The 26,307-nt window shown below is 62.7% G+C and carries 23 protein-coding genes; 12 read left to right on the top strand and 11 right to left on the bottom strand.

What is annotated here, in order from left to right; genetic code table 11:
• Nucleotides 1–62 precede the first annotated feature (62 nt).
• Nucleotides 63–2,360: a TonB-dependent siderophore receptor gene (locus MOP87_RS00505; protein WP_028688169.1), complete on the bottom strand. Its 2,298-nt coding sequence runs from the start codon at nt 2,358–2,360 to the stop codon at nt 63–65.
• A 140-nt stretch (nt 2,361–2,500) separates the two neighbouring features.
• Here MOP87_RS00505 and MOP87_RS00500 point away from each other — a divergent pair, with 140 nt between their 5' ends.
• Together MOP87_RS00500 and MOP87_RS00495 are read left to right on the top strand one after the other, a co-directional pair.
• Entirely contained in the window at nt 2,501–3,223 is a 723-nt protein-coding gene (locus tag MOP87_RS00500) for a response regulator transcription factor (RefSeq protein WP_242809999.1), read from the top strand.
• 1 nt (nt 3,224) lies between these two features.
• Nucleotides 3,225–4,592 carry an ATP-binding protein gene (locus tag MOP87_RS00495; protein ID WP_242809998.1) on the top strand — a complete coding sequence of 456 codons (1,368 nt, stop codon included), beginning with the start codon at nt 3,225–3,227 and terminating at the stop codon, nt 4,590–4,592.
• A gap of 69 nt (nt 4,593–4,661) precedes the next feature.
• On the opposite strand, the gene MOP87_RS00490 is transcribed toward MOP87_RS00495, so the two are convergent.
• The gene (locus MOP87_RS00490) at nt 4,662–5,981 is read right to left on the bottom strand and encodes an OprD family porin (RefSeq protein ID WP_023535821.1); all 1,320 of its coding nucleotides are present in this window, start codon (nt 5,979–5,981) and stop codon (nt 4,662–4,664) included.
• Between the two features lie 459 nt (nt 5,982–6,440).
• On the opposite strand from MOP87_RS00490, the gene MOP87_RS00485 reads away from it, so the two are divergent.
• Complete coding sequence (locus MOP87_RS00485) at nt 6,441–8,543, top strand: TonB-dependent siderophore receptor (RefSeq protein WP_242809997.1); 2,103 nt, start codon at nt 6,441–6,443, stop codon at nt 8,541–8,543.
• A gap of 74 nt (nt 8,544–8,617) precedes the next feature.
• Here the strand turns inward: MOP87_RS00485 and MOP87_RS00480 are convergent, their stop codons facing one another.
• Nucleotides 8,618–8,815 (bottom strand): hypothetical protein, encoded by a 198-nt coding sequence (locus MOP87_RS00480; protein WP_080992933.1) that lies wholly within the window; start codon nt 8,813–8,815, stop codon nt 8,618–8,620.
• A 177-nt stretch (nt 8,816–8,992) separates the two neighbouring features.
• Nucleotides 8,993–10,099: an agmatine deiminase gene (gene aguA / locus MOP87_RS00475; protein ID WP_027914102.1), complete on the bottom strand. Its 1,107-nt coding sequence runs from the start codon at nt 10,097–10,099 to the stop codon at nt 8,993–8,995.
• 267 nt (nt 10,100–10,366) lie between these two features.
• Between aguA and rfbC the strand changes: the two genes are divergently transcribed.
• The 4 genes from rfbC to MOP87_RS00455 are packed head-to-tail and all read left to right on the top strand — an operon-like array spanning nt 10,367 to nt 14,624.
• The gene (rfbC, locus tag MOP87_RS00470) at nt 10,367–10,912 is read left to right on the top strand and encodes a dTDP-4-dehydrorhamnose 3,5-epimerase (protein WP_027914103.1); all 546 of its coding nucleotides are present in this window, start codon (nt 10,367–10,369) and stop codon (nt 10,910–10,912) included.
• Between the two features lie 42 nt (nt 10,913–10,954).
• Nucleotides 10,955–12,769: an ATP-binding protein gene (locus MOP87_RS00465; protein ID WP_027914104.1), complete on the top strand. Its 1,815-nt coding sequence runs from the start codon at nt 10,955–10,957 to the stop codon at nt 12,767–12,769.
• A complete protein-coding gene (locus MOP87_RS00460; protein ID WP_027914105.1) occupies nt 12,766–14,169 on the top strand; it encodes a sigma-54 dependent transcriptional regulator in 1,404 nt (467 codons plus the stop codon). Before MOP87_RS00465 ends, MOP87_RS00460 begins: the two co-directional genes overlap by 4 nt.
• On the top strand, nt 14,169–14,624 hold the full coding sequence (locus MOP87_RS00455) for a YiiD C-terminal domain-containing protein (RefSeq protein ID WP_206405232.1): 456 nt from the start codon (nt 14,169–14,171) through the stop codon (nt 14,622–14,624). The genes MOP87_RS00460 and MOP87_RS00455 overlap by 1 nt, the downstream gene beginning before the upstream one ends.
• A gap of 132 nt (nt 14,625–14,756) precedes the next feature.
• Here MOP87_RS00455 and cysQ read toward each other — a convergent pair whose 3' ends face one another.
• Complete coding sequence (gene cysQ, locus MOP87_RS00450) at nt 14,757–15,575, bottom strand: 3'(2'),5'-bisphosphate nucleotidase CysQ (RefSeq protein WP_242809996.1); 819 nt, start codon at nt 15,573–15,575, stop codon at nt 14,757–14,759.
• A complete protein-coding gene (gene nudE / locus MOP87_RS00445) occupies nt 15,572–16,138 on the bottom strand; it encodes an ADP compounds hydrolase NudE (RefSeq protein WP_023535727.1) in 567 nt (188 codons plus the stop codon). The genes cysQ and nudE overlap by 4 nt, the downstream gene beginning before the upstream one ends.
• Nucleotides 16,139–16,201: 63 nt before the next feature.
• Here nudE and yrfG point away from each other — a divergent pair, with 63 nt between their 5' ends.
• Nucleotides 16,202–16,864: a GMP/IMP nucleotidase gene (yrfG, locus tag MOP87_RS00440; RefSeq protein ID WP_140174874.1), complete on the top strand. Its 663-nt coding sequence runs from the start codon at nt 16,202–16,204 to the stop codon at nt 16,862–16,864.
• Nucleotides 16,865–16,923: 59 nt separating this feature from the next.
• Here the strand turns inward: yrfG and lysM are convergent, their stop codons facing one another.
• Nucleotides 16,924–17,364, bottom strand: coding sequence for a peptidoglycan-binding protein LysM (gene lysM, locus MOP87_RS00435; protein WP_242809995.1), 441 nt, complete (start codon nt 17,362–17,364; stop codon nt 16,924–16,926).
• 192 nt (nt 17,365–17,556) lie between these two features.
• Here lysM and fdhD point away from each other — a divergent pair, with 192 nt between their 5' ends.
• The 3 genes from fdhD (at nt 17,557) to MOP87_RS00420 (ending at nt 21,413) form a co-directional block, all read left to right on the top strand.
• A complete protein-coding gene (gene fdhD, locus MOP87_RS00430) occupies nt 17,557–18,387 on the top strand; it encodes a formate dehydrogenase accessory sulfurtransferase FdhD (RefSeq protein ID WP_242809994.1) in 831 nt (276 codons plus the stop codon).
• 5 nt (nt 18,388–18,392) lie between these two features.
• Entirely contained in the window at nt 18,393–20,738 is a 2,346-nt protein-coding gene (locus tag MOP87_RS00425; RefSeq protein WP_242809993.1) for an FdhF/YdeP family oxidoreductase, read from the top strand.
• A 195-nt stretch (nt 20,739–20,933) separates the two neighbouring features.
• Entirely contained in the window at nt 20,934–21,413 is a 480-nt protein-coding gene (locus tag MOP87_RS00420) for a glycine zipper domain-containing protein (protein ID WP_027914113.1), read from the top strand.
• 229 nt (nt 21,414–21,642) lie between these two features.
• Here MOP87_RS00420 and MOP87_RS00415 read toward each other — a convergent pair whose 3' ends face one another.
• From MOP87_RS00415 to hslO, 3 genes are all read right to left on the bottom strand, one after another.
• Nucleotides 21,643–22,080: a thioesterase family protein gene (locus MOP87_RS00415; protein WP_027914114.1), complete on the bottom strand. Its 438-nt coding sequence runs from the start codon at nt 22,078–22,080 to the stop codon at nt 21,643–21,645.
• Nucleotides 22,081–22,215: 135 nt separating this feature from the next.
• Nucleotides 22,216–23,757, bottom strand: a complete 1,542-nt coding sequence (locus tag MOP87_RS00410; RefSeq protein WP_023535742.1) for a phosphoenolpyruvate carboxykinase — start codon at nt 23,755–23,757, stop codon at nt 22,216–22,218.
• A gap of 179 nt (nt 23,758–23,936) precedes the next feature.
• Nucleotides 23,937–24,836, bottom strand: a complete 900-nt coding sequence (gene hslO / locus MOP87_RS00405; protein ID WP_028688178.1) for an Hsp33 family molecular chaperone HslO — start codon at nt 24,834–24,836, stop codon at nt 23,937–23,939.
• 105 nt (nt 24,837–24,941) lie between these two features.
• On the opposite strand from hslO, the gene MOP87_RS00400 reads away from it, so the two are divergent.
• Nucleotides 24,942–25,736, top strand: a complete 795-nt coding sequence (locus MOP87_RS00400; protein WP_027914117.1) for a phosphatase PAP2 family protein — start codon at nt 24,942–24,944, stop codon at nt 25,734–25,736.
• A gap of 25 nt (nt 25,737–25,761) precedes the next feature.
• On the opposite strand, the gene MOP87_RS00395 is transcribed toward MOP87_RS00400, so the two are convergent.
• Nucleotides 25,762–26,163, bottom strand: a complete 402-nt coding sequence (locus MOP87_RS00395) for a S4 domain-containing protein (protein WP_242809992.1) — start codon at nt 26,161–26,163, stop codon at nt 25,762–25,764.
• Nucleotides 26,164–26,307 lie beyond the last annotated feature (144 nt).

Raw genomic sequence — 26,307 nt, 5'->3', positions numbered from 1 at the left:
AGCCCTGCATGAACCACCTCACCCGCCGGGCGCGGGTGAGGTGTTCGTCCTTGCAACGTGGATCAGAAGGTGGTGTTGACGGTCAGCGACAAGCTGCGCGGGTCACCGTAAACGGCCCCTGCATAGAACCCGTAGCGGGTGTAGTAGTGCTTGTCGAACAGGTTGTTGGCATTGAGGGTCACGCTGGTGTCGTCGGTCACCTGGTACTTGGCCATGGCGTTCCAGATGGCGTAGCCGGACCAGTTCACGTCGGTGGCACCACTGCTCACGCCGTTGACGGGCTGGCCCGCCGGGCTGGAAAGGGCGCGGATATTGGACTGCGCGGTAACGCCGGCGCCGACCGTCAGGCGGTCGAGTGGGCCGCTGAGGTGGTAGGTGGTGGAGGCCTTGAACAGGTGCGAAGGGTCGCTGCGCCCGTCGCTGTCAACGCGGCGGAAGTGCAGGTAGGTGTAGCCGGCGTACACGTTCCAGTCCGGGGTGAGGGCGCCGGCGATTTCCAGGTCGATACCGTCGGTTTCCTGGCCTGAGCCTGCTTTGTAGGCATCGCCACCGGTCGGGGTCGACAGGCCGCCGTCCAGCACGGCCTTGTTTTCCTGCTTGGTGCGGAAGTACGCCGCAGAGGCGTTCAGGCGACCGTCGAACCAGGCACCTTTGATACCCGTCTCGTAGCTTTGCCCACGGATCGGCTCGACCCGGCTGCCGGCACTGGTTTCCTGGGTTTGCGGGTTGAAGATGTCGGTGTAGCTGGCGTACAGCGAGTAGGTGTCGTTGAGGTCGTAGACCGCGCCCAGGTAGGGAGTCACAACGCCGTTTTCTTCCTGGCTGGTGCGCACGGCATCCACGCTGCGGGTGATGGCCGAGTAGTCGGTGGTGCGCACGCCCAGGATCACCGACAGTGGGTCGGTGATGCTCAGGCGGGTCGCGGCGTACATGCCTTGCAGGCGGGTGGTGGTCTTGCTGTGCTTGCCGGTCTGCGAAGCCAGCATCGCATAGTCCCCGTCCACGCCATTGCGCCAGTCGCTGATGGGCAGGCCATTGTTGGCGCGGAACAAGCAGCCCACCACTGGATCGGTGGCCTTGCCGCCACCGACCATGCTGCAGCGGTATTCCGGGGACCACTGCACGCTACGGCTGTCGTTGTAGCCGACCATGGCCTGGTGCGTACGGCCAAACAACTGGAACGGGCCGGACAGGTCGATCTGCGCCGACTGCTGGGTGGTGTCGCTCGAGCTGTGCAGGCCGTTGAGCACTGCGCCGCTGCCGTCCTGATTCCAGTAGCCACCGAACCGGCCGCGCCCTGCCGAGTTGACCTTGCCCAGGCCTCGGTGGTTGAGGGCATCGGTCGTGCTCTGGGATGCCTTCAGGTCCAGCGACCAGTCGTTGTCGAAGCGGTGCACCAGCGAGCCGAAGGCGGTGCGGGTGGTGTACTCGCCAAAGCTCCAGCTCGGTACCAGGTTGGAGCTGCGTGGCAGGTCGGTCTTGCTGCCGTCGCGGTACCAGATGGGGATGTTCGCGCCCCAGCCACCGCCCACCACCTTGTTGTACTCGTACTGATAGCCGGCACCTAGGGTGGTGGCGTCGTCCAGGTCGAACTCGAAGTTGGCCAGGGCCGCGCGTGAACGGTCGGACTGGTAGTCGCGGAACGAGTTGGCGTCCTGCTGGGTCACCACGAAACGCGAGCGCAGGCGGCCGTCTTCGGACAGCGGCAGGTTCAGGTCGGCGCCCAGGCGGCGTTTGTCCCAACTGCCGTAGGTGGCATAGGCGCTGCCGCCGAAGGTGCGAGTGGGCGCCTTGCGAATCAGGTCGATGGTAGCGGACGGGTCACCGGTTCCGCCGAGCAGGCCGTTGGCACCGCGCACGATGTCGATGCGCTCGTACAGGTCCATGTTCAGGGCGTTGCCGCTACCGCTGAAGTCGGACGCGCCGGGTGCCTGCAGGCCGTCGATTTTCCAGTTGGTGATGGAATAACCACGGGCGCGGTAATCGGTGCGTCCGCCCACTTCGGCTTTGCTGGCGGTTACCCCGGGGGTGGTTTCCAGCGCCTGCTCGATGCTGTGGATGGCGCGGTCATCCATCTGCTGGCGGGTGATGGTGGTGACCGACTGTGGCGTTTGCCGTGGGGTCAGCGCCAGGCCGGTGGAGCTGCGCGTGCGTTCGACGGTGTAGCCCAGCTGGCCGGCATCGTCCTGGGGCAGCAGGGCACTGTCTTCGATTTGAGTGGCATCGAGCACCAGAGGTGCGCTGTCGGCGGCCATGACGCCACCGCTGATGGCGAGGCCGACGAAGAAGGCAATTGGCTTGAGGCGGGTGCCGCCACAGGTGAACGCGGTGAAGGTGTTGGCGATGCTTGAGGGATTCATTTGGGAAGGCTTCGTATTTGCAGATGATTTTTTGTTAGGATTCTAGGGATCAGTCCTCCGGGCTCTACACCCGACATGTACGGGGATGTAATGCAACGTAACGGGCGTTGACGACGCCCGCCTCACAGGTGTTTTTTCAGATGAGCACAACCCTGCTGGTTGTTGATGACGACGACGAGATTCGCGAGCTGCTGTGCGATTACCTGACCGATGCAGGCTACGTCGTACTGGCGGCGGCCGACGGCAAGCAGATGCACGAGCACCTGGCGCGGCAAAAGGTGGACCTTGTGGTGCTGGACCTGATGCTGCCCGGTGAAGATGGCCTGAGCCTGTGCCGTCAGTTGCAGGCCCTGCCGGGGTTGGCGGTGATCATGCTGTCGGCCAAGGGCAGTGCACTGGACCGCATCATTGGCCTGGAAGTAGGGGCCGACGATTACCTGGCCAAGCCTTTCGAACCCCGGGAGCTCACTGCCAGGATCAAGGCCGTGCTGCGCAGGCCCCATCGGCTGGAGGCTGCCGTACAGGAGCCAACCCAGGTCCAAGCCCATGTCTTTGCAGGTTTTCGCCTGGAACATATCAAGCGCCTGCTGACCCGCCCCGACGGGCAGACCTTGACCTTGCCGCGCTCCGATTATCGGGTGCTGCGCGAACTGCTCGAAGCCAACAACCGTGTGGTGTCTCGCGACCAGTTGACACGTAGTGCCTTCAGCCGCGACCACCTGCCGGACGATCGCTCGGTCGACATGTGCGTCAGCCGCCTGCGCCAGCATCTGCGCCATGCGCCTGGCGATGTGGCGCAGATCCTCACCATCCGCAACGAAGGTTATCTGCTGAGCATTGCTCAGACCCAGGCCACGGCCTGACATGCGCTGGGCTCGCCGACTGTGGCCGCGCACGCTGTTCGGGCAGCTGATGCTGATCATGGTGGGCGGCACCCTGGCCATTCAGTTGATGTCCAGCAGCATCTGGTTCGATGTGCGCTTCGCCCAGGTGTTCGAAGCCCCCGTGCGCTTGATTGCGGCGCGCAGTGCACCGCTGATCCAGCAGGCCAGCTGTCATGCCGGCGTGCTCAAGGTGCCGGCCCATTACCAGTTGCGCTGCGCCGAGCAGCTGCCCGTACTGCAGCAGGATGAACGGCGCGGGCGCAAACGGGTCGAGTTGCTGCTTCACCAGGCACTGAAATACGAGCTTGGCCATGAGCCGCAGGTGCGCTTGATGAAGGTGCAGTTGACCGACGAACTGGGCCAGCCGATCGTCTGGCGCAGCCTGTTCGGGCTGCGCACAGCCCAGGCCCATCTTCAGTTTGCGGTGCCGTTGGCAGACGGGCATTGGCTGACCATCGACGGGCAGGAACTGCAGGGCTGGAGCGGCGAATCCGCCTGGCTGCTGATCAGTGACTACCTGCTGCGGGTGTACGCGTTGCGCATTGTCGCCGTGCTGGTGGTGTGCCTGATTGCCGTGCGCCTGTGCCTGCGTCCGCTACGCCGCCTGGCGGATGCGGCGCTGGCGCTGGGCAGCAACCTGCAACAACCGCCGCTGGCGCTCGATGGTCCCGATGAGGTTCGTCAGGCCGCGCAAGCCTTCAACGCCATGCAGCAGCGCCTGATCGCCATGGTCAACGACAAGGCTTACTTTCTCGCTGCTGTCTCCCATGACCTGCGCACCCCGCTGACGCGCATGCGCCTGCGCCTGGAACGCATGCTCGACGACGAACACCGGCAGCGCTTGCGGCAGAACATCGCCCAGATGGACGACATGATCGGCCAGGTGCTGGACTACCTGCGTGCGGGCGAACAGCAAAACCTGCAACCGGTCGACATGGATCGCCTGGTGATACGCCAGTGCGCCGAGCTGGCCACTGCCGACGAACCCATACCCGTGCACGGCCATGGCGGCGTGGTGAGCGTCGATGCCCTGATGGTGCAGCGTTGCCTGCAAAACCTGCTGGTCAATGCATTGCGTTATGCCAGTCAGGTGAGTGTGTCGGTGGAGCGCGTAGGGGCACGGGTGCTGGTTCACGTCGAGGATCGAGGCCCAGGCATTGCGCCGCACCTGCTGGCGACCGTCACCGAACCGTTCGTACGGGGCGAGAGCTCGCGTAACCAGGCATCCGGCGGGTATGGGCTGGGGCTGAGTATCGTCGAGCGAATCATGACCAGCCATGGGGGGGCATTGCGGGTGCGCAACCGTGAGGGGGGCGGGTTGCGCGTGACCCTTGAGCTGCCTGTCTAGAGACGGGCAGCCCGTAGGCTCAGGCCAACGGCGCACGCGGTGCGAAGGTGGCCTGCGTGGGTGCCCGGATCAGAAGATGCTGATCGGGTACTCGACGAATACGCGGACTTCGTTGCCGTCGTCGTTGTAACCGTTCTGGCGCACGGCATTGTTGGTACGCAGGAACGAGCTGCGCAGCTTGACCGACAGGTCCTTGGCCGGGCCTTCCTGTACCACGTAGCGGATCTGGTTGAAGATCTCGCGCTCCTTGCCTTCGCCGAAGCCCTGTGGGTTGGCGACATTGCGGGTGTTGATGTTGTCACCCACCACGTAGGCCAACTTGTAGGTCAGGCCAGGGATGCCGTAGGCACCGAAGTCCAGGCCATAGCCCAGCTGCCAGGAACGCTCGTCCTCGGCATTGAAGTCGGACCAGTAGGAGTTGGCCAGGAAGATGGTCGAGCCACCGTCACCCACGCCGCCCTGGTTCTGGTACCAGCCGTAGTTGTAGCCGGTGCTGCCAGTGCTGCGCTGGTGAGCGAGGGTGAACGAGTGGGCGCCGTAGGCGTAGGTGGCGGCCAGGCTCCAGATGGTGTTCGAGTCGCCGTTCAGGCCCGCTTCACGCACGTACTTGTTGTCGATGCTCGACTTGTAGCCGTTGAAGTCCAGGGTCAGGGACTGGTTCTCGGCAATGGCGTAGACGTAGTTCAAGCCCAGGTAGTGCTTCTTCATCACGTCTTCGGTGTCGGCGGTGTACAGCGACGCGGTGAAGTTGTCGTTGAACTTGTAGCTACCGCCCAACACGTTGATCGACTTCAGACCACCGCCATCGCGACGTTCGGCGCTCTTGCGCGCTTCCTGGGTGAAGCGACCGGCGTTCAGCTCCAGGCCTTCGATTTCCTTGGAGGTGATCAGGGTGCCGGTGAAGCTTTCCGGCAGCAGGCGCGCATCGTCGTACTGGAGCACTGGCAGGGCGGGCATCTGGTCACCGTACTTGAGCACGGTGTTGGAAATGCGGAACTTCACGGCGGCACCGGCACGGGCCAGGTTGTGCGGCGAACGGGCATTGCCATCGGCGTTGGTGGTGTCGTGCGGCTTGAAGAAGTCGACGCCGCCGCCACCGTTGTGGCCCTTGCCGCCGTCCAGGCGCAAGGCGTACAGGCCGAATGCATCGACGCCGACCCCGACGGTGCCCTGGGTGAAGCCGGACGAGAAGTTACCGATGAATGCCTGGCCCCACTCGATCTGGTCATCGGTGCCGTGCTTCTTGTCACGGTTGATGTAGGCGTTGCGCAGAAGGACGTTGGCGTGGCTGTCCTCGATGAAGCCGTTGCTGGCGGCCTGGTCATTGGCCTGGGCCTGGGTCGCGGCGATCATCGCCAGGGCGACCAGGCTGATCCTGGTATTCAACATGTTATTTTCCTTATTTCTTGATCGAAAACGCGCTGCGTAATGACGCCATGAACCAACGCCCCTTCGTAGGTTCGACGCTATGCAGGTTCTGCCAAAAGCCCCTTTGCCGGTAAACGCGGCCGGCCTGGCAACAGCATGGCCAAACGGATTGGCCAGCAGGCGTGGCCGAATCCTAGCGGCGTGCGATTACAAATGTCAAAAAAACGTGAAATTCAGGTTGATATAACTAAAAACCGAGCGCTCATGAGGCATTTTCTTTAGAACTAAAGCTGTAGGAGGATATTCCTTCTTGATATGGAAAACTCTTCCTGATCACAGCGACAAGTTCCCTTGGCAGGCCTTCGTAATTAGTTACAAAGTGATACAAACGTAAAAATCCAGGGCTCAGAATAGGCGAGCATTAGTAAATAGCACCCATTATCATTCGCACCTTCATTATTGCTCGGTCAAACGTGCGCCATGCCTGCCCCTTCTCGCCTCGCTCCTATCACGCTCTCCATTTCATGCCTGCTGGCTGCCAGCCCCACAAGCGCTGCCACCACCACTCTACCTGAGCTGTCCGTCACCGCCGAAAGCGAGCGGGAAAAAGACAACCCGCGGGTGCGTGAGGTCGGTACCGCGACTCGAACCGCCACTGCCGTGCGCTCCGTGCCGCAGGCGGTGGATACGGTAAAGACGTCGCAGATGCTGGACTACGGCAGCGACACGCTGGGCAAAGCGCTCGAGGGTATCCCCAACGTCAGCAGTGGTGCCGACACGCGCTTCGACAGCGTACGCATTCGCGGCTTCGAAGCCGGCAATGACTTCTATCTGGACGGCGTGCGCGATGACAGCCAGTACATCCGCGACCTGCACAGCATCGAACGGGTCGATGTGCTCAAAGGCCCTGCGGCCGTGCTGTATGGGCGGGGCGGCCAGGGGGGTATCGTCAACCGCATCAGCAAGGCGCCCGAGGCAGGCCGTCGCTCTACCCTGGAGGCACGGGCAGCCAGCGAGGATCTGCGCAGCCTGTATGCCGACCTGAGCGCAGACCCCAGCGACACGGTCAGCCTGCGCCTGAACATGGGTAACCAGGACAACAACAGCTTCCGTGACGGCGTCGACGGTAGCCGCCAGCTGTTCGCGCCCTCGGTCAGCTGGCAGGTCACGCCGCAGCTGAACTGGCTGGTGCAATACGAGTACAGCCGCTTCAACCGCGCGCCGGACCGCGGTATCCCCGGCGTCGATGGCCGCCCGGCGAACGTCAGCCGCAGCACGACCTACGGCGATACACAGCGTGACTTCATCGATGACCGGGCGCAGTCCTTGCGCTCACGCCTGAACTACGAGCTCAACGATGCGTGGCAACTGCGTCACACCCTGAGCCTGTTCAAGCTCGACAGCGAATTCGACAACACCTACCCCACCGCCTATAACCCCAGCAATGGCACGGTGACGCGTCAGCGCTGGCAGCAGGACCTGAACACCCGCAACCTGTTCAACACCCTGGAAGCCGAAGGCACCTTTGACACACTAGGCCTGGGGCACACGCTGTTGCTGGGCCTGGAGTTCAGCAGCCAACGCCGCGACCCTACCTTGTATACCGCGGCTGCGGCAAACGCCGGCGGGCGGCCCGTGCCGCCGCTGGACCTGTACGACCCTGACCGGAGCAAGCAGCACAACGGTCGCATGGTGATGTCCAGCAACAACCACACCGTGGTGCAAAGCCGTGGCCTGTACCTGCAAGACCAGCTTCGCCTGAACGATCAATGGCAGCTGCTGGCAGGCGTGCGCTTCGATGAATTCGACGTGGAGACCACCAACAAGGTGCGCAGCCTGACCGAAAAACAGAGCAGCCGGACCACCAGCCCTCGCATAGGGATCGTGTACACCCCGTGGCAGGATCACTCGTTCTACGCATCATGGAGCAAGACCTTCTCGCCGGTAGGCGGTGGCCTGATCGGCATCACGCCGGGCGCCCCGGGCAACAGCAACGAGACGGCACCCGAGCTGACCCGGCAAAAGGAAGTTGGCGTGAAGAGCGACTGGTTCGACCAGCGCCTGACCACCACCCTGGCGGTCTATGAACTGGAGCTTTACAACCGTCGTACCCGCGACCCGCTTAATCCGGAAATCACCTTGCTCAGCGGCCTTCAGCGCTCGCGCGGCATCGAGTTGACCGCCACGGGCAATGTGATCGGCAACTGGTACGTGCGCGGCGGGGTTGGCTTGCAGGATGCCACCATCGTCAAGGACAACAACGGCCAGCAAGGTAACCGGATCAATGACGTGGCCAAGCGTAACGCCAGCCTGTTCGTCACCTGGAAGCCAGAACTGGGCTGGTACGCCGAAACAGGCCTGACGCTGGTCGGTCAGCGGTATGCCGACAACCAGAACACCACGGTGCTGCCAGGTTATGGCCGCTGGGATGCGCTGGCCGGGTACCGCACCCAGGCGTGGGATGTGCGGGCGGCGCTGAGCAACATTGCCGACCGGACATACTACAGTTCGGCGACCAGTGCAGCGCAGATCCAGGTCGGCGACCCCCGCAGCCTGGTCGTCACAGGCACCTACAGCTTCTGAACGTCAGCAGGGGCAGCCTTTGCGGGGCTGCCCCTGCCAGTGTGGTACAGGGTTTGAGCAACGTTGGGTCGCGGCTAACGCCACACCGCCATCAACGCATGAAACTCCGCCTCGCTGATCAGTCCTTCAGGGTAACGCCCGGCAAGTAGCCGTCGTGGGTCGGTCGTCCTGACCCTGCTGCTTCCATGGTGCTTCAACCACGTCGCCAAACGCTCGAGCGATGCTTGGTCTATTGCCAATGGGCGCAATGCCGACTCACTTGCTGCATTCATTTCTACACGTACTCCTGGCCCGTGAGCAGCTAACCTACGCAAGTAGTGTTACAAGCAGGTAACCCGGTTACATCAGGCTATCTGTTTGAAAAACAATACAAAAGCTATGCGACTGCAGGTGCCAGGCGTCGCCGGGCGGTTGTGCGCGTGCTCGTCCTCACCACGCGCCACGAACCATCAACGGTGCACAGGCGCCGGCTGCTGCTGGGTCAGGCAATGGATGTTACCGCCACCCAACAGCAATTCCCGTCCAGGGATCATCACCACCTCGTGATCAGGGAAGATGCTCGACAGTATGGCCTTGGCCTCGGCATCGGCCGGGTCGTCGAAGCTCGGCGCGATGATGCCGCCGTTAACGATCAGGAAGTTGACGTACGAGCCTGCCAGACGCACCGAAGGGTCACGCTCCTGGCTGCCCGACACCTGGTCGACGCCGGCACATTCTTCTTCGGTGGCGTACAGCGGCCCGGGAATCGGCATCTTGTGCACGACGAAGGCCCGCCCCTTGGCGTCGCGGGTGGTCTGCAGCACTTCCATGGCCGCGTGGCAGCGCGCGTAGTTGGGGTCGTTCACGTCATCTGTCCAGGCCAGTAACACTTCGCCAGGGCGCACGTAACAGCAGAAGTTGTCGACATGGCCATCGGTCTCGTCGTTGTACAGGCCGTCCGGCAGCCACACCACGGTATCGACCGCGAGGTTGTCGCGCAGCACGGTTTCGATCTGCTCGCGGTTCAGGTGCGGATTACGGTTGTGGTTCAACAGGCACTCTTCGGTGGTGATCACCGTGCCTTCGCCGTCCACATGGATCGAGCCGCCTTCGAGCACGAACCCTTCGGTGCGATAACGCTGGCAGCGCTCCATCTCCAGCACCTTGCCAGCCAATGCCTCGTCCCGGTTCCACGGTGCATACAGTCCACCCTCGAAGCCACCCCAGGCGTTGAAATCCCAGTCCACGCCACGCACTTCGCCGTTGTCGTTGACCACGAAGGTGGGGCCGGTGTCACGCACCCAGGCATCGTCGCTGCCCAGTTCAACGACCCGGATATTGGGCTGGTCCAGCAGGCGACGCGCGTTTTCATACTGGCCCGCCGAGACGCCCACGGTGACCGGCTCGAAGCGCGCGATCGCCTTGGCCAAGGTGACATGGGCCGCCTGCGCCGGCTTACCGCCCAGTCGCCAGTTATCCGGCCGCTCTGGCCAGACCATCCAGACCTGGGTTTGCGGGGCCCATTCGGCGGGCATGTGGAAACCATCGGCACGTGGCGTGGAAGTGAGGGTTTTCATCGTTGACCTCTGTCATGGCCCTGCCCGGAAGGGTGTGGGCGTAAAAAGCGTTTATAACCGATATAAATCCATCTTTAAACAGAATAGCGTTCGAGAAGGCGCATAATATACGGATTATATTTCGATAATAATCGGCAAATACGTGACGCTCGTCGTGCGCAACCTAACCCTAGCAGTGTTCAGACCGTTGTCGGGCGCTCTTCTGGACAGGACAAGCACGCGTCTGCCAGCTAGGGTCATAACGCATAGCCTGCAGAGTGTTTCCCGATGAACGTGATAGCCACTGCCCTCCCCGAAGTGCTGATCATCGAACCCAAGGTCTTCGGCGACAGCCGAGGTTTTTTTTTCGAGTCCTTCAACGCCCGCGAGTTTGCCCGGCTGACCGGCGCCGAGGTCGAGTTCGTCCAGGACAACCACTCGCGCTCCGGCCGGGGCGTGCTGCGTGGGCTGCATTATCAGGTGGCCAATACCCAAGGCAAGCTGGTGCGCGTGGTACAGGGCGAGATCCGCGATGTGGCCGTGGACGTGCGCAGGCACTCGCCAACATTCGGCCAGTGGGTGGCGGTGCACCTGTCGGCGGAAAACCATCGTCAGTTGTGGATCCCAGCAGGCTTTGCCCATGGCTTTGCGGTGATGGGCGATTCGGCGGAGTTTCTGTACAAGACCACCGACTACTACAATCCCCAGGCTGACCGCTGCATCCGCTGGGACGACCCGACGCTGGCCATTGACTGGGGCCTGCAACAGCCGCCTGTGCTGTCAGACAAGGACAAGGTGGGCGTGTCGTGGGCAGAAGCACAAGTGCTGCCTTAACTAGCGCATAATTGCATCAGACTTTTCTGACGCAATGATGTGATGATCGCCAAGAACACCCCTCCTCGCCGCCCCCGTTGGCGCAGCCTGGCCTTACTGGCGCTGTGCCTGGTGCCGCTGCTATGGCCGCTGCATCACCTGGCCGAGCGCTATTACCGGCAAGAACTGGCCTCGCAGAACCGGCAGACCCTCGACCTCTATGTCGCCAACCTGCTGGGGACGCTGCACCGCTATGAAACCTTGCCGCAGATCCTTGGCGATTTGCCGGCCTTGCGCGGGGTGCTGGCCGATCCGTTCCGCCTGGAGGCGGTCACCAATGCCAACCGCCTGCTGAAAAACATCGTGCAGCAGACCGGCGCCGAGGTGATGTACCTCATGGACGTCAGCGGCAACACCTTGGCGGCGTCCAACTGGGACAAACACGACAGCTTCGTGGGGCGTAACTTCGCATTTCGCCCTTACTTCAACGAGGCCATGGCCGGGCACCTCGGTCGTTTCTTCGGCCAGGGCACCACGTCTGCAAAGCGGGGGTATTTCTTTGCCGCCGCCGTGCGCGACGGCGAACGCATCGTCGGTGTGCTGGTGGTGAAGGTCGACCTCGATCATACCGAGACCTTGTGGGGCCGCACGCCCGAGCAACTGCTGCTGACCGATCACAACGGCGTGGTCATCCTCACGTCACGCCCGGAGTGGCGTTTTCGCGCCACCCGTCCGCTGACCGCGGCTGAGCGCCAGGCCATCATCGCCATCCAGCCGTACCCGACCCAGGCACCCCAGCCGCTGGTGATCAGTGACGATGCCTGGATCACCCAGACCCGGGCCATTCCAGAGACCGGCTGGCAGGTCAGCATCCTTGCGCCGCGCATCCTGGTGGACCGCTCCGCGCAGACGGTCACGGCCATAGGTGCCGGCGCTCTGCTGGTCATCGTGCTGCTGACTGGCCTGGTAATGCAGCGGCGCCGTCATTATATGGACCGCATCGACTTCGAGGCCCGTGGTCGTCAGCAGCTCGAACAGCGCGTGGCCGAGCGCACCGCCGACCTCGAAGGGCTCAACGCGCGCCTAAAAAGCGCCGTGCTCGAACGCGAAAATGCCCAGCAGGAGGCCGTGAGGGCCCAGGACGAACTGGTGCAGGCAGGCAAGCTGTCGGTGCTGGGCACCATGTCGGCGAGTATCAGCCATGAGCTCAACCAGCCCCTGGCAGCCATTCGCAGCTATGCGGAAAACGCCGAGATCCTGTTGGACCATCAACGTACCGAGGACGCGCGCGGCAACCTGAAACTGATCGGCGAACTGACCGGGCGCATGGCCTCGATCATTGCCCACCTGCGCGCCTTTGCCCGCCGTGACCGCCACGCGCCGGAAAGCGTAGCCCTGCAACCGGCCCTGGACGATGCCCTGGCCCTGCTCGCCAAACGTCGCCGGGCAATGGCGGTGGAGCTGGTGCGCGACCTGCCTGAAGCGACGCTGTGGGTGCAGGCGGGCGAAACCCGCCTGCGTCAGGTATTGGGCAACTTGCTGGCCAATGCCCTGGACGCGCTGACCGAGAAGGCCAACCCGCGCCGGTTGTGGATAAGTGCAGAGCAGCAGGACGATTGCGTTTATCTCTCCATTCGCGACAACGGCCCCGGCTTCACCCGTCAGGCACTGGAGCATGCCAGAGAGCCCTTTTTCACCACCAAGACCCGCACCCAGGGGCTGGGCTTGGGCCTGGCCATCTGTGACAGCCTGATGCGCACCCTGGGGGGAGAACTGTTGCTGGCCAACCACCCCGAGGGCGGTGCGGTGCTGACCTTGAAAATGCGTGTAGCCCCGCCGGGTGCCACCTTGCCCAATTCAGAGGATTCTTCGGCATGAGCCCCGAGACACTGATCGACAGCCGCGCCCAGGTGATCCTGGTCGACGACGACGCACACCTGCGCCAAGCCCTGAGCCAGACGCTGGACCTGGCCGGGCTCAAGGTCGTGGCACTGGCCGATGCCCACGGCCTGGCCGAGCGCATTCCAACAGATTGGCCGGGGGTTGTTGTCAGCGATATCCGTATGCCGGGCATCGACGGCCTGCAGCTGCTCGAGCAGCTGCATGGCCTGGACAGCGAACTGCCGGTACTGTTGATCACCGGGCACGGCGATGTCCCGCTGGCGGTACAAGCCATGCGCGCCGGTGCCTATGACTTCCTGGAAAAGCCCTTCGCCAGCGACGCCCTGCTCGACAGCGTACGCCGCGCCCTGGCACTGCGCCAATTGGTGCTGGAGAACCGTAGCCTGCGCATGGCTTTGAGCGACCGCCAGCAACTGGCCACGCGCCTGGTAGGCCAGTCCGCGGCCATGCAGCGTCTGCGCGAGCAGATCGGCGCGCTGGCCGGCACGCGAGCGGACGTATTGATCCTGGGTGAGACCGGGGCTGGCAAGGAAGTGGTCGCCCGCGCCCTGCACGACCTGTCGAGCCGCCGGGACGGGCCCTTCGTGGCCATCAACGCTGGCGCTTTGGCCGAATCGGTGGTCGAGAGCGAGCTGTTTGGTCATGAGCCTGGCGCCTTCACGGGCGCGCAAAAACGCCGCATTGGCAAGTTCGAATTCGCCAATGGCGGTACGTTGTTCCTTGATGAAATCGAAAGCATGAGCCTGGATGTGCAGGTAAAGCTGTTGCGCATGCTGCAGGAGCGCGTCGTCGAGCGATTGGGTGGCAATCAGCTGATACCGCTGGATATCCGCATCATCGCCGCCACCAAGGAAGACCTGCGCCAGGCCGCCGATCAGGGCCGTTTTCGTGCGGACTTGTATTACCGCTTGAACGTGGCGCCCTTGCGTATTCCACCGCTGCGCGAACGTGGCGACGACATCCTGATGCTCTTCCAGCATTTCGCCGATGCGGCCAGCCAGCGCCATGGCCTGGGGCCGCACGCGCTGCAACCTGCGCAACGGGCCTTGCTGTTGCGCCATGACTGGCCGGGCAATGTGCGCGAACTGCAAAACGCGGCCGAACGCTTTGCCCTCGGGCTGGAGCTGGCACTCGATGGCCAGGCGCCGCCTGCAACCAACGCGCCCGCCCCCGTCACCGGCAACCTGAGCGAGCAGGTGGAGCACTTCGAGCGCTCGTTGATCACTGCCGAATTGGCCCAGCCTCATGGCTCGCTGCGTAGCCTGGCCGAAGCGCTGGGTGTTCCACGCAAGACGCTGCACGACAAGTTACGCAAGCATGGCCTGAGTTTCGAGGGCGGTGGCGGTGGCCACGACGACCATGAGGAAACCCGTTGATGAGCAAGCCGATTCACCCGCTGCAGACAGTGCTTCACGGCGATATTCCACTGACCCGGGAGATGGGCCTGGAGGTGCTGGACTGGCAAGGGCATACCCTGCGCCTGCACCTGCCATTGGCCGCCAACGTCAACCACAAGAACACCATGTTCGGTGGCAGCCTCTATTGCGCCGCGGTCCTGGCCGGCTGGGGCTGGTTGCACCTGCGGCTACAGGAATTGGGCATCGATGATGGGCATATCGTCATTCAAGAGGGGCAGATCAGCTATCCGCTGCCGGTTACCGGCGCCGCCGTGGCCAGTTGCGCTGCACCGGACGAGAAGGCCTGGTCGCGGTTCCTGACAATGTATCAACGGCGTGGGCGGGCACGGCTGACGCTGGAAACGGCAGTGAGCAACGTGGGCAGTGATGAAGTGGCGGTGCTGTTCAGCGGGCAGTATGTGTTGCACAGGTGAGCGGCGGGGTGATCGCGAGTGATCAACTGTCAGTCTTGTGTGAAGGCGAGCATCTAAGGCCGCTTAGCGGCCCTTTTGGCCCTCAAACGATGAGCAGTTTTCAACACCCAACGCCGCGCTTACTCGCGTGAATCAAACAAGCGCAAGCAAGGCCTCTCGCCAACCAGCCCCCGCCGGCAGGGCCAGGAAGTAGGGATTGAGCAGCGATTCGCGCGCCGGATACCGGAAGGGTTGGCCGTCGACCTCGATCACCTCGCCCCCGGCACCTTCGACCACACCCTGAGCAGCCGCCGTGTCCCACTGGGAGGTCGGCGCCAAACGCGGGTAGCAGTCGGCGCTGCCTTCGGCCAGCAGGCAGAACTTCAGCGAACTGCCCACCGAAACCAAATCAAGCGGCCCCACCGCAGCACCCAACCCGTTCAGCAAAGCCTCTTGCCGAGGGCTGGAGTGCCGGCGGCTGGCAACCACGGTGAAAGGCGACCCGGCAGGCGGGGTGGCGCGCACCTGGATGGCCTGCGCGGTTTCACCCCGCTCCGCTCGCCAGGCACCCAGGGCCCGGCCGCCGAAATAGCAACGCCCCGAAGTGGGCATCGATACCACCCCGAACACCACCTCGCCCTGATCGATCAAGGCAATGTTGACCGTGAATTCCTCACTGCCGGCAATGAACTCCTTGGTGCCGTCGAGCGGGTCGACCAACCACCAACGTCGCCACGTCTGGCGCTCCACCAGTGGGATATCGCAGTCTTCTTCGGACAGAACGGGAATGTGCGGGGCCAGAGCCTGCAAGCCCTTTGCAATCACCTGGTGTGCAGCCAGGTCCGCAGCCGTGACGGGCGAGTCGTCGGCCTTGTTGACGACGGCCACATCGGCGCGCCAGAACGGCAGGATCGCCTCGCCCGCCGACAGCGCCAACGCCACCACGCCCTGCATCATTTGCTGATCGTTCATAGTGCCAGTACCCCGCGCTGGATCAGCAGGTCACGGGCCAGGTACAAGGCAGCCAGCGCGCGACCTTCGCTGAACTGCGGGTGCATGGCCAAGGCCGACAGCTCCCGCAGGTTGACCTTGTCCACGCCCATCGGCTCCGGCTCATCGCCTTCCAACCGTTCCTCATACAGGTCGGTGGCCAGCACCACCTGGATTTTCTGGCTCATGTAGCCCGGAGACAGGGAAAGCTCGGTCAGGTGCTCCAGTTGCCGTGCACCAAAGCCGGCTTCTTCCTTGAGCTCTCGGTCAGCTGCCGCCAGCACGTCCTCGCCGGGCTCGATCAGGCCCTTGGGTAGGGACAGTTCATATTCGTCAGTTCCACCGCAGTACTCTTCGACCAGGACCGCGTGCTCGGCATCGAGCATGGCCACGATCATCACCGCGCCATAACCGTTACCCCGGCCCACCAGCCGCTCGTAGGTGCGTTCCACGCCGTTGCTGAACCGCAACTCGACGGCCTCGACTCGGAACAGGCGGCTGCTGGCGACGATTTCGCGGCTGAGGACGGTAGGTTTCTGGCGCATGGGGGGCTCCTTGGCGTGAACGGGTTACTATACCGTGGCTTGCCGACCGAACGAGAGTTTCCCATGCCTGTTCTTCCCTGGTCCGCCATCGACACTGTCCTGCTGGACATGGATGGCACACTGCTCGACCTGCACTATGACAACCGCTTCTGGCTGGAGCACCTGCCGCAGCGCTATGCAGAACTGCACGGCGTGAGCCGGGCGATGGCGCAGCTGGAACTCGAACCGCTGTTCGAGCGCAACGCCGGCACGTTGAACTGGTACTGTCTGGACTTCTGGAGCCGTGAGCTGCGCTTGCCGATCCGCGAGCTCAAGCGCGAAATCGCCGACCTGATCGCCTTGCGACCCGATGCCGATACCTTTCTGGCCGCGATCAGCCAGGCAGGCAAGCGGGTAATCATGATCACCAATGCACACCGCGATTCACTGTCGCTCAAACTCGAGCGCATCGAACTGGCATCCTACTTCGACCGTATGATCAGCTCCCACGACTATGGGTTTCCCAAGGAAAGCCCGCAGTTCTGGGATGCCTTGCAAGCCGATATCGGCTTTGAACCTGCCCGCAGCCTGTTCATCGACGACACATTGCCCATCTTGCGCAGTGCCCGGCAATTCGGCGTGGGCCACTTGCTGGCGGTGCGTCAGCCGGACAGCCAGGCGCAGCCTCGGGATACCGCGGAGTTCGCAGCTGTCGAGGACTATCGGGAATTACTGCACGGACTGTGAACGCAAACCCGCGCCATGGGCGCGGGTTGCGGTGACAAGCCTATAGACAGGCTTACCCGTTACTCGGGAATACGCAACACCTGGCCCGGGTAGATCTTGTTCGGATCCGACAGCATGGGCTTGTTGGCCTCGAAGATCTTCTGGTACTTGTTCGCATCGCCGTACACCCGCTTGGAGATGGCGCTCAGAGTATCGCCCTTCTCCACGGTCACGAAGCGCGCAGCCTGGGCTACTGGGCCGGTGACGGTGATCTGATCGTCGACGCTGGCCACACCTTCAATGTTGCCGGCTGCCAGAATGATCTTCTCTTTCTCTTCCTGGCTCGCTACCTCGCCCTTGAGGGTGACTATGTCGCCTTCCACGGTGGCGGTGATGTTGGGGTTACCCAACCCGACGTTTTCAACGTGCTTTTTCAACTGCTCCTCGGCCTTGGCATTGCCGGGGGTTAGCAGATCGATCAACTTCTCGCCTGCTTCCTTCACAAAGCTGAATAGACTCATGACGCTCTCCTTGTTGATGTGAAACCGTTGGACAGTGAAGTCTAGGCCATGACTCAGTCAGTCATCGCACTGCGACCTATCGACGCGGTCTATCACGGCATAGACCCTAGCAATTAGACGTCGCCGGCGGGCAAGCCTAGGCTTGTAGCCTCAGTAAGCCGGCGCCCAATCGCCGATCAAGAGCACGCCTGGATGAACAGCAAGCCACCGTTCTGTGCGGCCTCGTTACCGTTAGCCCTGCCCGCCGCCAGCACTACCTATGATTACGTCCAGCTCGGCGATGGCCAGCCTGGCAGCACGCCACTGGCCGAAGAAGTCGCCCTGGCGATCGTGTACAACGGCCTGAACCAGGCCGTCATGCTCGTCAGCCCGACCGACCTGGAAGATTTTGCCGTTGGTTTTAGTGTGGGCAGCGGCATCGTTGAAAGCACCGCCGAAATCTACGACGTCAAACTGTCGGGAAGTGGCGCGTCGATGTACGCGGACCTGGAAATCTCCAGCCGCGCTTTCTGGAACCTGAAGAACCAACGCCGCCAGCTGGCCGGCACCAGCGGCTGTGGCATGTGCGGCGTCGAAGCCCTGGAGCAGGCGCTGCCGGACCTGGCCAAGCTGCCCGGCGCCCCGTTGCCGCCTGCACAGTGGCTGGTCGGCCTGCGCCAGCGCATCGACGCCTTCCAGCCGCTGGGCCAGCACTGCGGCGCCGTGCATGCGGCCTTGTTCATGGACCGCCATGGCGAACTGCTGCTGGGCCGCGAAGACATTGGCCGGCACAACGCCCTCGACAAGCTCATTGGCGCACTGCTGCGCCAGGGCATCGACAGCGACGGAGGCCTGGCCATCGTCACCAGCCGTTGCAGCCTGGAACTGATCCAGAAAGTATTGCGCGCCGGCATCCAGACCCTGGTCAGCCTGTCGGCACCAACGGGCCTGGCCCTGCAATGGGCACGCAGGCACAACCTCAACCTCATTCATTTGCCCAAACACAGCGCACCGCGGGTCTACAGCCCGGCGGCGGAGTCGTAACAGCCGTGACCTCGTATCAGCCTATTCCGAAAAACGCCCCAGCCTCTTCCCCTCGCTACAAGCCCTACCACGGTCCTGCCGGCGGTTGGGGTGCACTGCGCAGCGTGGCCAAAGCCTGGGTTGGCAGCGACAACCCGCTGAAGAACATCCGCGCCCTGCTCAAGACCAACCAGAACGGTGGCTTCGATTGCCCGGGTTGCGCCTGGGGCGACTCGCCCGAAAGCGGCATGGTCAAGTTCTGCGAAAACGGCGCCAAGGCCGTCAACTGGGAAGCCACCAAACGCCGCGTGGACGCCGCCTTCTTCGCCCGCTACAGCGTTACCTCGTTGTTGCAACAAAGCGACTACTGGCTGGAGTACCAAGGCCGACTGACCGAACCGATGGTGTACGACGCCACCAGTGATCGCTACCAGCCCATCAGCTGGGACGCCGCGTTCGCCCTCATCGGCCGAGAGCTGAACAAGCTCGCAAGCCCTGACCAGGCCGAGTTCTATACCTCCGGGCGCGCCAGCAACGAAGCGGCGTACCTGTACCAGCTCTTCGTGCGCGCCTACGGCACCAACAATTTTCCGGACTGCTCGAACATGTGCCACGAGGCCAGCGGTGTGGCGCTGGGGCAGAGCGTCGGGGTGGGCAAGGGCACCGTCACGTTCGAGGATTTCGAGCACGCCGATGCCATCTTCGTCTGGGGCCAGAACCCGGGCACCAACCATCCTCGCATGCTGGACCCGCTGCGCGATGCGGTGAAACGCGGTGCGCAGGTGGTGTGCATCAACCCGCTCAAGGAGCGTGGTCTGGAACGCTTCCAGCACCCGCAAAACCCGCTGGAGATGCTGACCAACAGCGACCGCCCCACCAATACCGCGTTCTTCCGCCCGGCGCTGGGTGGCGACATGGCCATGCTGCGCGGCATGGCCAAGTTCGCCCTGCAATGGGAGCGTGAAGCGCAAGCCAAGGGCGAGCCGGCGGTCTTCGACCACGCCTTCATCGCTGAGCACGGGCACGGCCTGGACGACTACCTGGCGGTGGTCGATGCCACGCCGTGGGCGCATATCCAGCAGCAGTCGGGCTTGGCACTCGAAGACATCGAACTGGCCGCCCGTATGTACTGCCGGAGCCAGCGCGTGATCATGTGCTGGGCCATGGGCATCACCCAGCACCGTCACTCGGTGCCGACCATCCAGGAACTGGTCAACCTGCAAATGCTGCGCGGCAACATCGGCGCGCCAGGGGCCGGATTGTGCCCGGTTCGCGGTCACAGCAACGTGCAGGGCGACCGCACCATGGGTATCAACGAGCGTCCGCCTGCCGCCCTGCTCGACGCCATCGAAGCGCGCTTCGGCTTCCCGGTGCCGCGCAAGAACGGGCACAACACCGTCGAAGCCATCCATGCCATGCTCCAGGGGCACGCCAAGGTGTTCATCGGGCTAGGCGGCAACTTCGCCCAGGCCACACCTGACACCGAGCGCACCGCGCGGGCGCTGCGCAACTGCGAACTGACCGTGCACATCAGCACCAAGCTCAACCGCAGCCACCTGGTTCACGGCAAGCAGGCGCTTATCCTGCCTTGCCTGGGCCGCACCGATATCGATATGCAAGCGGACGGGCCTCAGGCGGTCACCGTCGAAGACTCGTTCAGCATGGTCCATGGCTCCAACGGCCAGCTCAAGCCACTGTCCCGGCAGATGCGGTCCGAACCTGCGGTCATCGCTGGCATCGCTGCAGCCACCCTGGGCAAACACCCTGTGGACTGGCAATGGCTGGTGGCCGACTACGACCGCATTCGAGCCCTGATCGCCGACACCATTGCAGGCTTCGCTGATTTCAATCAGCGCATGCGCCAGCCTGGGGGGTTCTACCTGGGTAATAGCGCCGCCCGGCGCGAGTGGGCCACGGCCAATGGCCGCGCCAACTTCAAGGCCAACTTGCTGCCAGACTCCCTGATCGACGAACGTGTACGTAACAGCGGCCAGGTGCCGGACTTGGTGCTGCAATCGATGCGCTCGCACGATCAGTACAACACCACCATCTATGGCCTGGATGACCGTTACCGAGGCGTACGCGGCCAGCGCGACGTGTTGTTCGCCAACGAAGCCGACATTGTTCGGCTGGGCTTTCAGCCTGGCCAGAAGGTCGACATCGTTTCACTGTGGGGGGATGAGCATGTACGCCGCGTGCGCGGCTTCACTCTGCTGGCGTTCGACATACCTGCAGGGCAGGCAGCGGCCTATTATCCAGAAGTGAACCCTTTGGTACCGCTGGAGAGCATTGGCGAGGGTAGTCACACACCCACGTCCAAGTTCATTGCGATCAAACTGGAACGCGCAGAGGACGACGGGCGAATACTCTGAATGAAAAAGCCCTGGTCCAGTACAGGAGCAGGGCTGGGTCACAAGAGCATAAGACCGCAAAAAAAAGACAAAGTTTCACTTATAAATCAATGAGTTGACGAATTGTGTACAACCCGTGCAATTCGTCGGATATTCGTTGCCACTGGCTGCAGATAGAAGCACATTCGCCTCGTCATCACTCTGAGGCTCTCTTGAATGAAGAAGTACTCCTCGATTCTGTTGTTGTCTTTCAGCTTGCTCAGCGGCGTTGCCATGGCAGGCGGCTCCACCGAGGCCGGCATTGGCGGCGCATTGGGTGGGGTACTGGGCTCAGTCGTAGGCCAGTCCATCGGTGGTAGCACAGGCGGCGCCATAGGCGCAGGCCTGGGCGGTGCCGCCGGCAGTGCGGTGGGCGCCGACAAACGTCAGCGTGGCGAAGCGGCCATCGGCGGTGCGCTGGGCGCAGCAGGCGGCAACGTGGTGGGCCGTACCGTTGGCGGCACCACCGGCAGCTACATCGGTGCAGCCGCTGGCGGCGGCGCAGGCGGTGCCCTGGGCAACTACATGGGCAACAAGGCTGATCAGGATGATCGCCGCGACCATCGCCGCTACCGCCGCGACTACGACGACCGCCGTCACTGGGACCGTGGTCACCATTACGGCCACCGCAAGCACGGCCGTCATCGCCACCCTTGATGGGGCAGCGGTAACCGCTGCGCAAAGACCCCGCCTTGAGGCGTAATGCTGTTCACTTAAGCGTGTTGGGGCCGTTTCACGGCCCATCGCGGCACAAAGGCCGCTCCCACGATGCCCAGTGAGCCCGCTAACTCAAGCGTCACGCAGTCACTGTGCGAGCGGCCTTGTGCCGCGATGGGTCGCGGAGCGGCCCTAAATGAACAGCATTACGCCTTGAGGCGGGGTTTTTTCATGGGGCCTGCTCTGCAAGCGCCGCTAACCTCGCCGCCAACTGCGCCGGCAGCGCAACCGGCTGGCCACTGGCTCGGTCGATGAACACTTGCACCACCGTCCCCGCCGCACAAGCCTGGGCTTCACCAGGACGATACAGCGCCAGCCGGTACTCCACGGTGCTCCCAGCCAGACGCGTCACACCCAGCGCAACCTCCAGTACGTCCGGAAAGCCCGGCAGGGCATAGAAGTCCGCCGCCGAGCTGACCACGAATGCCGCCAATGCGCCGTCGCGCAGATCCAGTCCGGCTTGCTCAATCAAAAAGGCCTGAATGGCCGTTTCGAAATAAGCATGCACGGTCGAGCCCGCGATATGGCCGTTGGCGTCGTTGTCTTGCGCGCGGGTAAGGATCGGATGCACGTGAGAAAAGGCAGTGCGCTGAGGAGGCTGGATCATCGGGCAGGCTCGCGGTTTCACATTGGATGGACACAGTGAATCAGAAAATGAGCCGTTTGACCGAACCAACCTTTTTGAAGCTCCCAGCAAAAAGCCGCCTCGAAGGGCGGCTTTTTTACTACAACCTGCTTCAGCTTACAGCTGAGGACCCGCAGCCTTGATGGCATCGGACACATCGAACTTCTTGAAGTTTTCGATGAACAGGTTGGCCAGGCCCTTGGCGGCTTCGTCGTAGGCAGCCTTGTCAGCCCAGTTGGTGCGCGGGTTGAGCAGGTCAGTCTCGACGCCTGGTACCGACTTCGGTACGTCCAGGTTGATGATGTCCAGGTGCTCGGTTTCAGCACCGACCAACGCGCCGCTCTGGATGGCAGCGATCACGGCACGGGTGGTCGGAATGCTGAAGCGCTTGCCCACACCGTAGCCACCGCCCGTCCAGCCGGTGTTAACCAGGTAGACCTTGGAGTTGAAGCCGTTGATGCGCTTGATCAGCAGCTCGGCGTATTCACCAGCAGGACGCGGGAAGAACGGCGCGCCGAAGCAGGTGGAGAAGGTCGACTTGATGCCGCCGCCCGAGCCCATTTCGGTGGAGCCGACCAGCGCGGTGTAGCCGGACAGGAAGTGGTAGGCCGCCTGCTCGTTGTTCAGGATCGACACGGGAGGCAGTACGCCAGTCAGGTCGCAGGTCAGGAAGATGACCGCGTTCGGCTCGCCACCCAGGTTCGCCTCGGAGCGCTTGGCCACGTGCTCCAACGGGTAGGCGGCGCGGCTGTTCTGGGTCAGGCTGACGTCGCTGTAGTCGGCGTGCTTGTTGGCATCGAGCACGACGTTTTCCAGCACGGCGCCATGCTTGATGGCTTTCCAGATGACCGGCTCGTTCTTCTCGGACAGGTCGATGCACTTGGCGTAGCAGCCACCTTCCATGTTGAAGACGACACCTTCACCCCAACCGTGCTCGTCGTCACCGATCAGGTAACGGCTCTCATCAGCCGACAGCGTAGTCTTGCCGGTGCCGGACAGACCGAAGAACAGGGTGACATCACCCTCTTCGCCGATGTTGGCCGCGCAGTGCATTGGCAGTACGTCGGCAGCCGGCAGCAGGAAGTTCTGTACCGAGAACATGGCTTTTTTCATTTCGCCAGCGTAACGCATGCCAGCGATCAGCACTTTCTTCTGGGCGAAGTTGATGATCACGCAACCATCGGAGTTGGTGCCATCACGCTCAGGCTCGCAGACGAAGTTGGCGACGTTGAGGATCTGCCATTCGCCACGGCCAGCCGGGTTGAACTGCTCCGGGTTGATGAACAGGCAACGACCGAACAGGTTCTGCCAGGCCGTCTGGGTCGTCATCTTGACCGGCAGGTAGTGCTCGGCCGCCGCCCCTACGTGGACGTAGGAAACGAAGTGATCCTGGGCGTTGTTGAACGCCTCGACGCGGTCCCACAAGGCATCGAACTTGTCGGCCGGGAACTTGCGGTTGATCGGGCCCCAGGCGATGGCGTCCTGAGTGGAAGGTTCTTCGACGATGAAACGGTCAGCCGGGGAACGGCCGGTACGGTGGCCGGTCTCCACGACCAGTGCACCCGTGTCGGCTAGTACACCTTCACCGCGTTGCAGCGCTTCTTTTACCAGCTCATCGACGCTCAGGTCGGTGTACACGGTGTTGTTGGCTTGCGTCATGAGATACCCCATCCGGCCCGAGGCCGAGTGCTCCAAACGTTTTGTAGTCGTTTCAGAAAAACTACTACAGCGAAAAAAGTGGCCGGATTATGCCAGAAACGCCCAAAAAAAGTAGGCCCCTCCTGTCAGAACCGAGCTTTTGCGCAATTCGACAGGAGAATCTCCTGTAGTGAAACGTTTCAGTGAAGAGTTTCTGAGGCAGAGTCCGTGCCGCCGCCCGCAAAGAGCTGTGCGACATCGCTGGCATCGAAGAAATACCGCTCATTGCAGAACTGGCAGTCGATCTCCACCGTACCGCCGCATTCCTCCACCAGCGCCTTGGCATCGGCTTCGCCCAGGCTTACCAGCGCATTGCCGGAACGCTCGCGCGAGCAGCTGCAATTGAAGCGCAGGGGCTGAATGTCGAACAGCCGCACGGCATCTTCGTGGTACAGGCGGTGAAGCAGGGTTTCGTTGGCTTCCTCCCACTCTTGCGGCTTGAGGGTCTTGGCCAGGGCCACTACATGCTGCCAGCTGTCCTCACGTTCCTCGTCATCAGGCTGACGGTCACGCGGCAGTTGCTGAAGCAGCAGACCACGGGCCTTGCCGGCCTCGGCGTGCAGCCAGAAACGCGTGTTCAGCTGTTGGGATTGCACGAAGTAGTTGGTGAAGCATTCCGAGAGGTCGGCGCCGTCTAGTTCGACAGTGCCCTGGTAGCGCTGGCCCCTGACCGGATCGATGGTCAGCGTCAGGTGCCCGCCTGGCATCAGCTCGGACAGGGTGGCATCGGCTGCAATCTGGTCGGCCTCGTAGCGGGCCATGCCACGGATGTCGCGGTCCCCGGAGCACTCGACCATCAGCAAGGGGATAGGCCCTGCCGAGCGCGCCTGCAGGATCAGCAGGCCGTCGAACTTGAGGGCACCAACCAGCAGCGCGGTGGCGGCCATCAGCTCGCCGAGCAAGGTCTTGACCGGCGCCGGGTACTCGTGACGCGCCAAAACCGCGGCGTAGCTGTCATCGAGAGACACCCACTCGCCGCGCACATCGCGCTCGTCGAAGATGAAACGTTGGGTGAAATCTGTATCTGGCAAATCGCTCATGGTTGTCTGGCTATCTGAAAATAATGACAAGATAATTGCCGGGATTTGCAATCCCGTCGTCGAGCGTTTCGGGCGCTCATTCCCGTTAGGAGATCGAGGTATCTTATGGACAATCGACCACTGTTCCAAGCGAGGTGGTCCTGGGGGCCATTGGTAGCCTGTACGCTACTGCCCATCGCACTACTGTGTTTCTGGTTATGGCCTGTTGGCCAGATGCTGTGCCTGGCATTCGACGAATGGCTGTTCCACAGCCTCAATGCACCGCTGGCTGAAAACACTGCCTGGCGCTACATCTGGACCGTCGGCAGCCTGCGCCCGTTCGACATCGTCGTCGGCCTGATCCTGCTGGCCACGCTGATCCGCGGCGACTGGGTGTTCAAGGCTGCCCAGGTTCGCCAGGCATTTTTCGGCTTTCTGGTCACGCTACTGCTCTTAGTGGTGATTCGGGCACTGTTTTCCAAGTGGGTCGACGCGGCCGGCTGGCAACACAACAGCCCGTCGATGATGCTCGATGGCGCCGTTCACCTGAGCGACTACTACCCACACCTGGAGGCAACCTGGGAGCTGAAGGACCGTTCCAGCAAGAGCTTCCCGGGCGATCATGCCTCGGTATTGCTCATCTGGGCGTTGTTCATGAGCGTCTTCAGCCGCCGCGTCGGGCAGTACCTGGTGATCTGGGGGCTGGCTGTGGTGTTCATGCTGCCACGCCTGGTCGCTGGCGCACACTGGGGCCAGGATGACTACATCGGCGGCCTGTTGATGGCGGTGCTGGCACTGGGCTGGAGCCTGTATACGCCCCTGGCGGCCAGAAGCAGTGCTGCGCTGGTGCGCTGGACCGCTCCGCTGTTCAGGCTGTTGGGCAGGTTGCCGCTGGTCGGCCGAATGGCCGTGTTGCGCTGAGGCCTGGGCCGCCATGCGGCCACAGCTACTCGAAGCTTCCGTGCAACTGATGTATCTGGCGGCGCTGCTTCTTGGTCGGCCGCCCATCGGTGGTGACACCGGTGGCACCGGCCTTGCGCAGCGCCGCAGCCTGCTCGCGCCGGCGCACGCTTTCTTCGGTTTCTTCATACAAAGCCTGCGCTTCAGGCGCACCGCGGCGCACCGCCGACAGCGCTTTTACCACCACCGTGCGCTCGTCGAAGCCTGTACGCAGGACGAATTCATCGCCCGCCCGCGGCTCCTTGCCCGGTTTGCATCGCTCACCACGGCAATGCACCTTGCCACTTTCGATGGCCGCCTTGGCCAGCGCACGCGTCTTGTAGAAACGCGCTGCCCACAACCACTTGTCCAGGCGAACCTTGTCGTCATCTTCGACTTTCTGTGCCATCCCGATACCTCGAATTCCGTGATTGGGGGAACTGTACTACCGTAAGCATCGGATGCAAAAATTCCCCGCCATGCTTACAGTTCACTCTCTCATCCGCTGGGTGCGTTTCGTGAAGACATTTGATCATCTGACTGTAATTGGCCT

Origin of the sequence: Pseudomonas sp. I3-I5 (assembly GCF_022699445.1) — a bacterium.
Lineage (GTDB): Bacteria > Pseudomonadota > Gammaproteobacteria > Pseudomonadales > Pseudomonadaceae > Aquipseudomonas > Aquipseudomonas fulva.
This window is presented reverse-complemented; position numbering and strand designations above follow the sequence as displayed.

What these genes read in the sequence shown, in the direction of transcription:
- MOP87_RS00505 (WP_028688169.1), bottom strand. Translation starts at nt 2,360, where the DNA reads ATGAATCCCTCAAGCATCGCCAACACCTTCACCGCGTTCACCTGTGGC.
- MOP87_RS00500 (WP_242809999.1), top strand. Translation starts at nt 2,501, where the DNA reads ATGAGCACAACCCTGCTGGTTGTTGATGACGACGACGAGATTCGCGAG.
- MOP87_RS00495 (WP_242809998.1), top strand. Translation starts at nt 3,225, where the DNA reads ATGCGCTGGGCTCGCCGACTGTGGCCGCGCACGCTGTTCGGGCAGCTG.
- MOP87_RS00490 (WP_023535821.1), bottom strand. Translation starts at nt 5,981, where the DNA reads ATGTTGAATACCAGGATCAGCCTGGTCGCCCTGGCGATGATCGCCGCG.
- MOP87_RS00485 (WP_242809997.1), top strand. Translation starts at nt 6,441, where the DNA reads ATGCCTGCCCCTTCTCGCCTCGCTCCTATCACGCTCTCCATTTCATGC.
- MOP87_RS00480 (WP_080992933.1), bottom strand. Translation starts at nt 8,815, where the DNA reads ATGAATGCAGCAAGTGAGTCGGCATTGCGCCCATTGGCAATAGACCAA.
- aguA (WP_027914102.1), bottom strand. Translation starts at nt 10,099, where the DNA reads ATGAAAACCCTCACTTCCACGCCACGTGCCGATGGTTTCCACATGCCC.
- rfbC (WP_027914103.1), top strand. Translation starts at nt 10,367, where the DNA reads ATGAACGTGATAGCCACTGCCCTCCCCGAAGTGCTGATCATCGAACCC.
- MOP87_RS00465 (WP_027914104.1), top strand. Translation starts at nt 10,955, where the DNA reads ATGATCGCCAAGAACACCCCTCCTCGCCGCCCCCGTTGGCGCAGCCTG.
- MOP87_RS00460 (WP_027914105.1), top strand. Translation starts at nt 12,766, where the DNA reads ATGAGCCCCGAGACACTGATCGACAGCCGCGCCCAGGTGATCCTGGTC.
- MOP87_RS00455 (WP_206405232.1), top strand. Translation starts at nt 14,169, where the DNA reads ATGAGCAAGCCGATTCACCCGCTGCAGACAGTGCTTCACGGCGATATT.
- cysQ (WP_242809996.1), bottom strand. Translation starts at nt 15,575, where the DNA reads ATGAACGATCAGCAAATGATGCAGGGCGTGGTGGCGTTGGCGCTGTCG.
- nudE (WP_023535727.1), bottom strand. Translation starts at nt 16,138, where the DNA reads ATGCGCCAGAAACCTACCGTCCTCAGCCGCGAAATCGTCGCCAGCAGC.
- yrfG (WP_140174874.1), top strand. Translation starts at nt 16,202, where the DNA reads ATGCCTGTTCTTCCCTGGTCCGCCATCGACACTGTCCTGCTGGACATG.
- lysM (WP_242809995.1), bottom strand. Translation starts at nt 17,364, where the DNA reads ATGAGTCTATTCAGCTTTGTGAAGGAAGCAGGCGAGAAGTTGATCGAT.
- fdhD (WP_242809994.1), top strand. Translation starts at nt 17,557, where the DNA reads ATGAACAGCAAGCCACCGTTCTGTGCGGCCTCGTTACCGTTAGCCCTG.
- MOP87_RS00420 (WP_027914113.1), top strand. Translation starts at nt 20,934, where the DNA reads ATGAAGAAGTACTCCTCGATTCTGTTGTTGTCTTTCAGCTTGCTCAGC.
- MOP87_RS00415 (WP_027914114.1), bottom strand. Translation starts at nt 22,080, where the DNA reads ATGATCCAGCCTCCTCAGCGCACTGCCTTTTCTCACGTGCATCCGATC.
- MOP87_RS00410 (WP_023535742.1), bottom strand. Translation starts at nt 23,757, where the DNA reads ATGACGCAAGCCAACAACACCGTGTACACCGACCTGAGCGTCGATGAG.
- hslO (WP_028688178.1), bottom strand. Translation starts at nt 24,836, where the DNA reads ATGAGCGATTTGCCAGATACAGATTTCACCCAACGTTTCATCTTCGAC.
- MOP87_RS00400 (WP_027914117.1), top strand. Translation starts at nt 24,942, where the DNA reads ATGGACAATCGACCACTGTTCCAAGCGAGGTGGTCCTGGGGGCCATTG.
- MOP87_RS00395 (WP_242809992.1), bottom strand. Translation starts at nt 26,163, where the DNA reads ATGGCACAGAAAGTCGAAGATGACGACAAGGTTCGCCTGGACAAGTGG.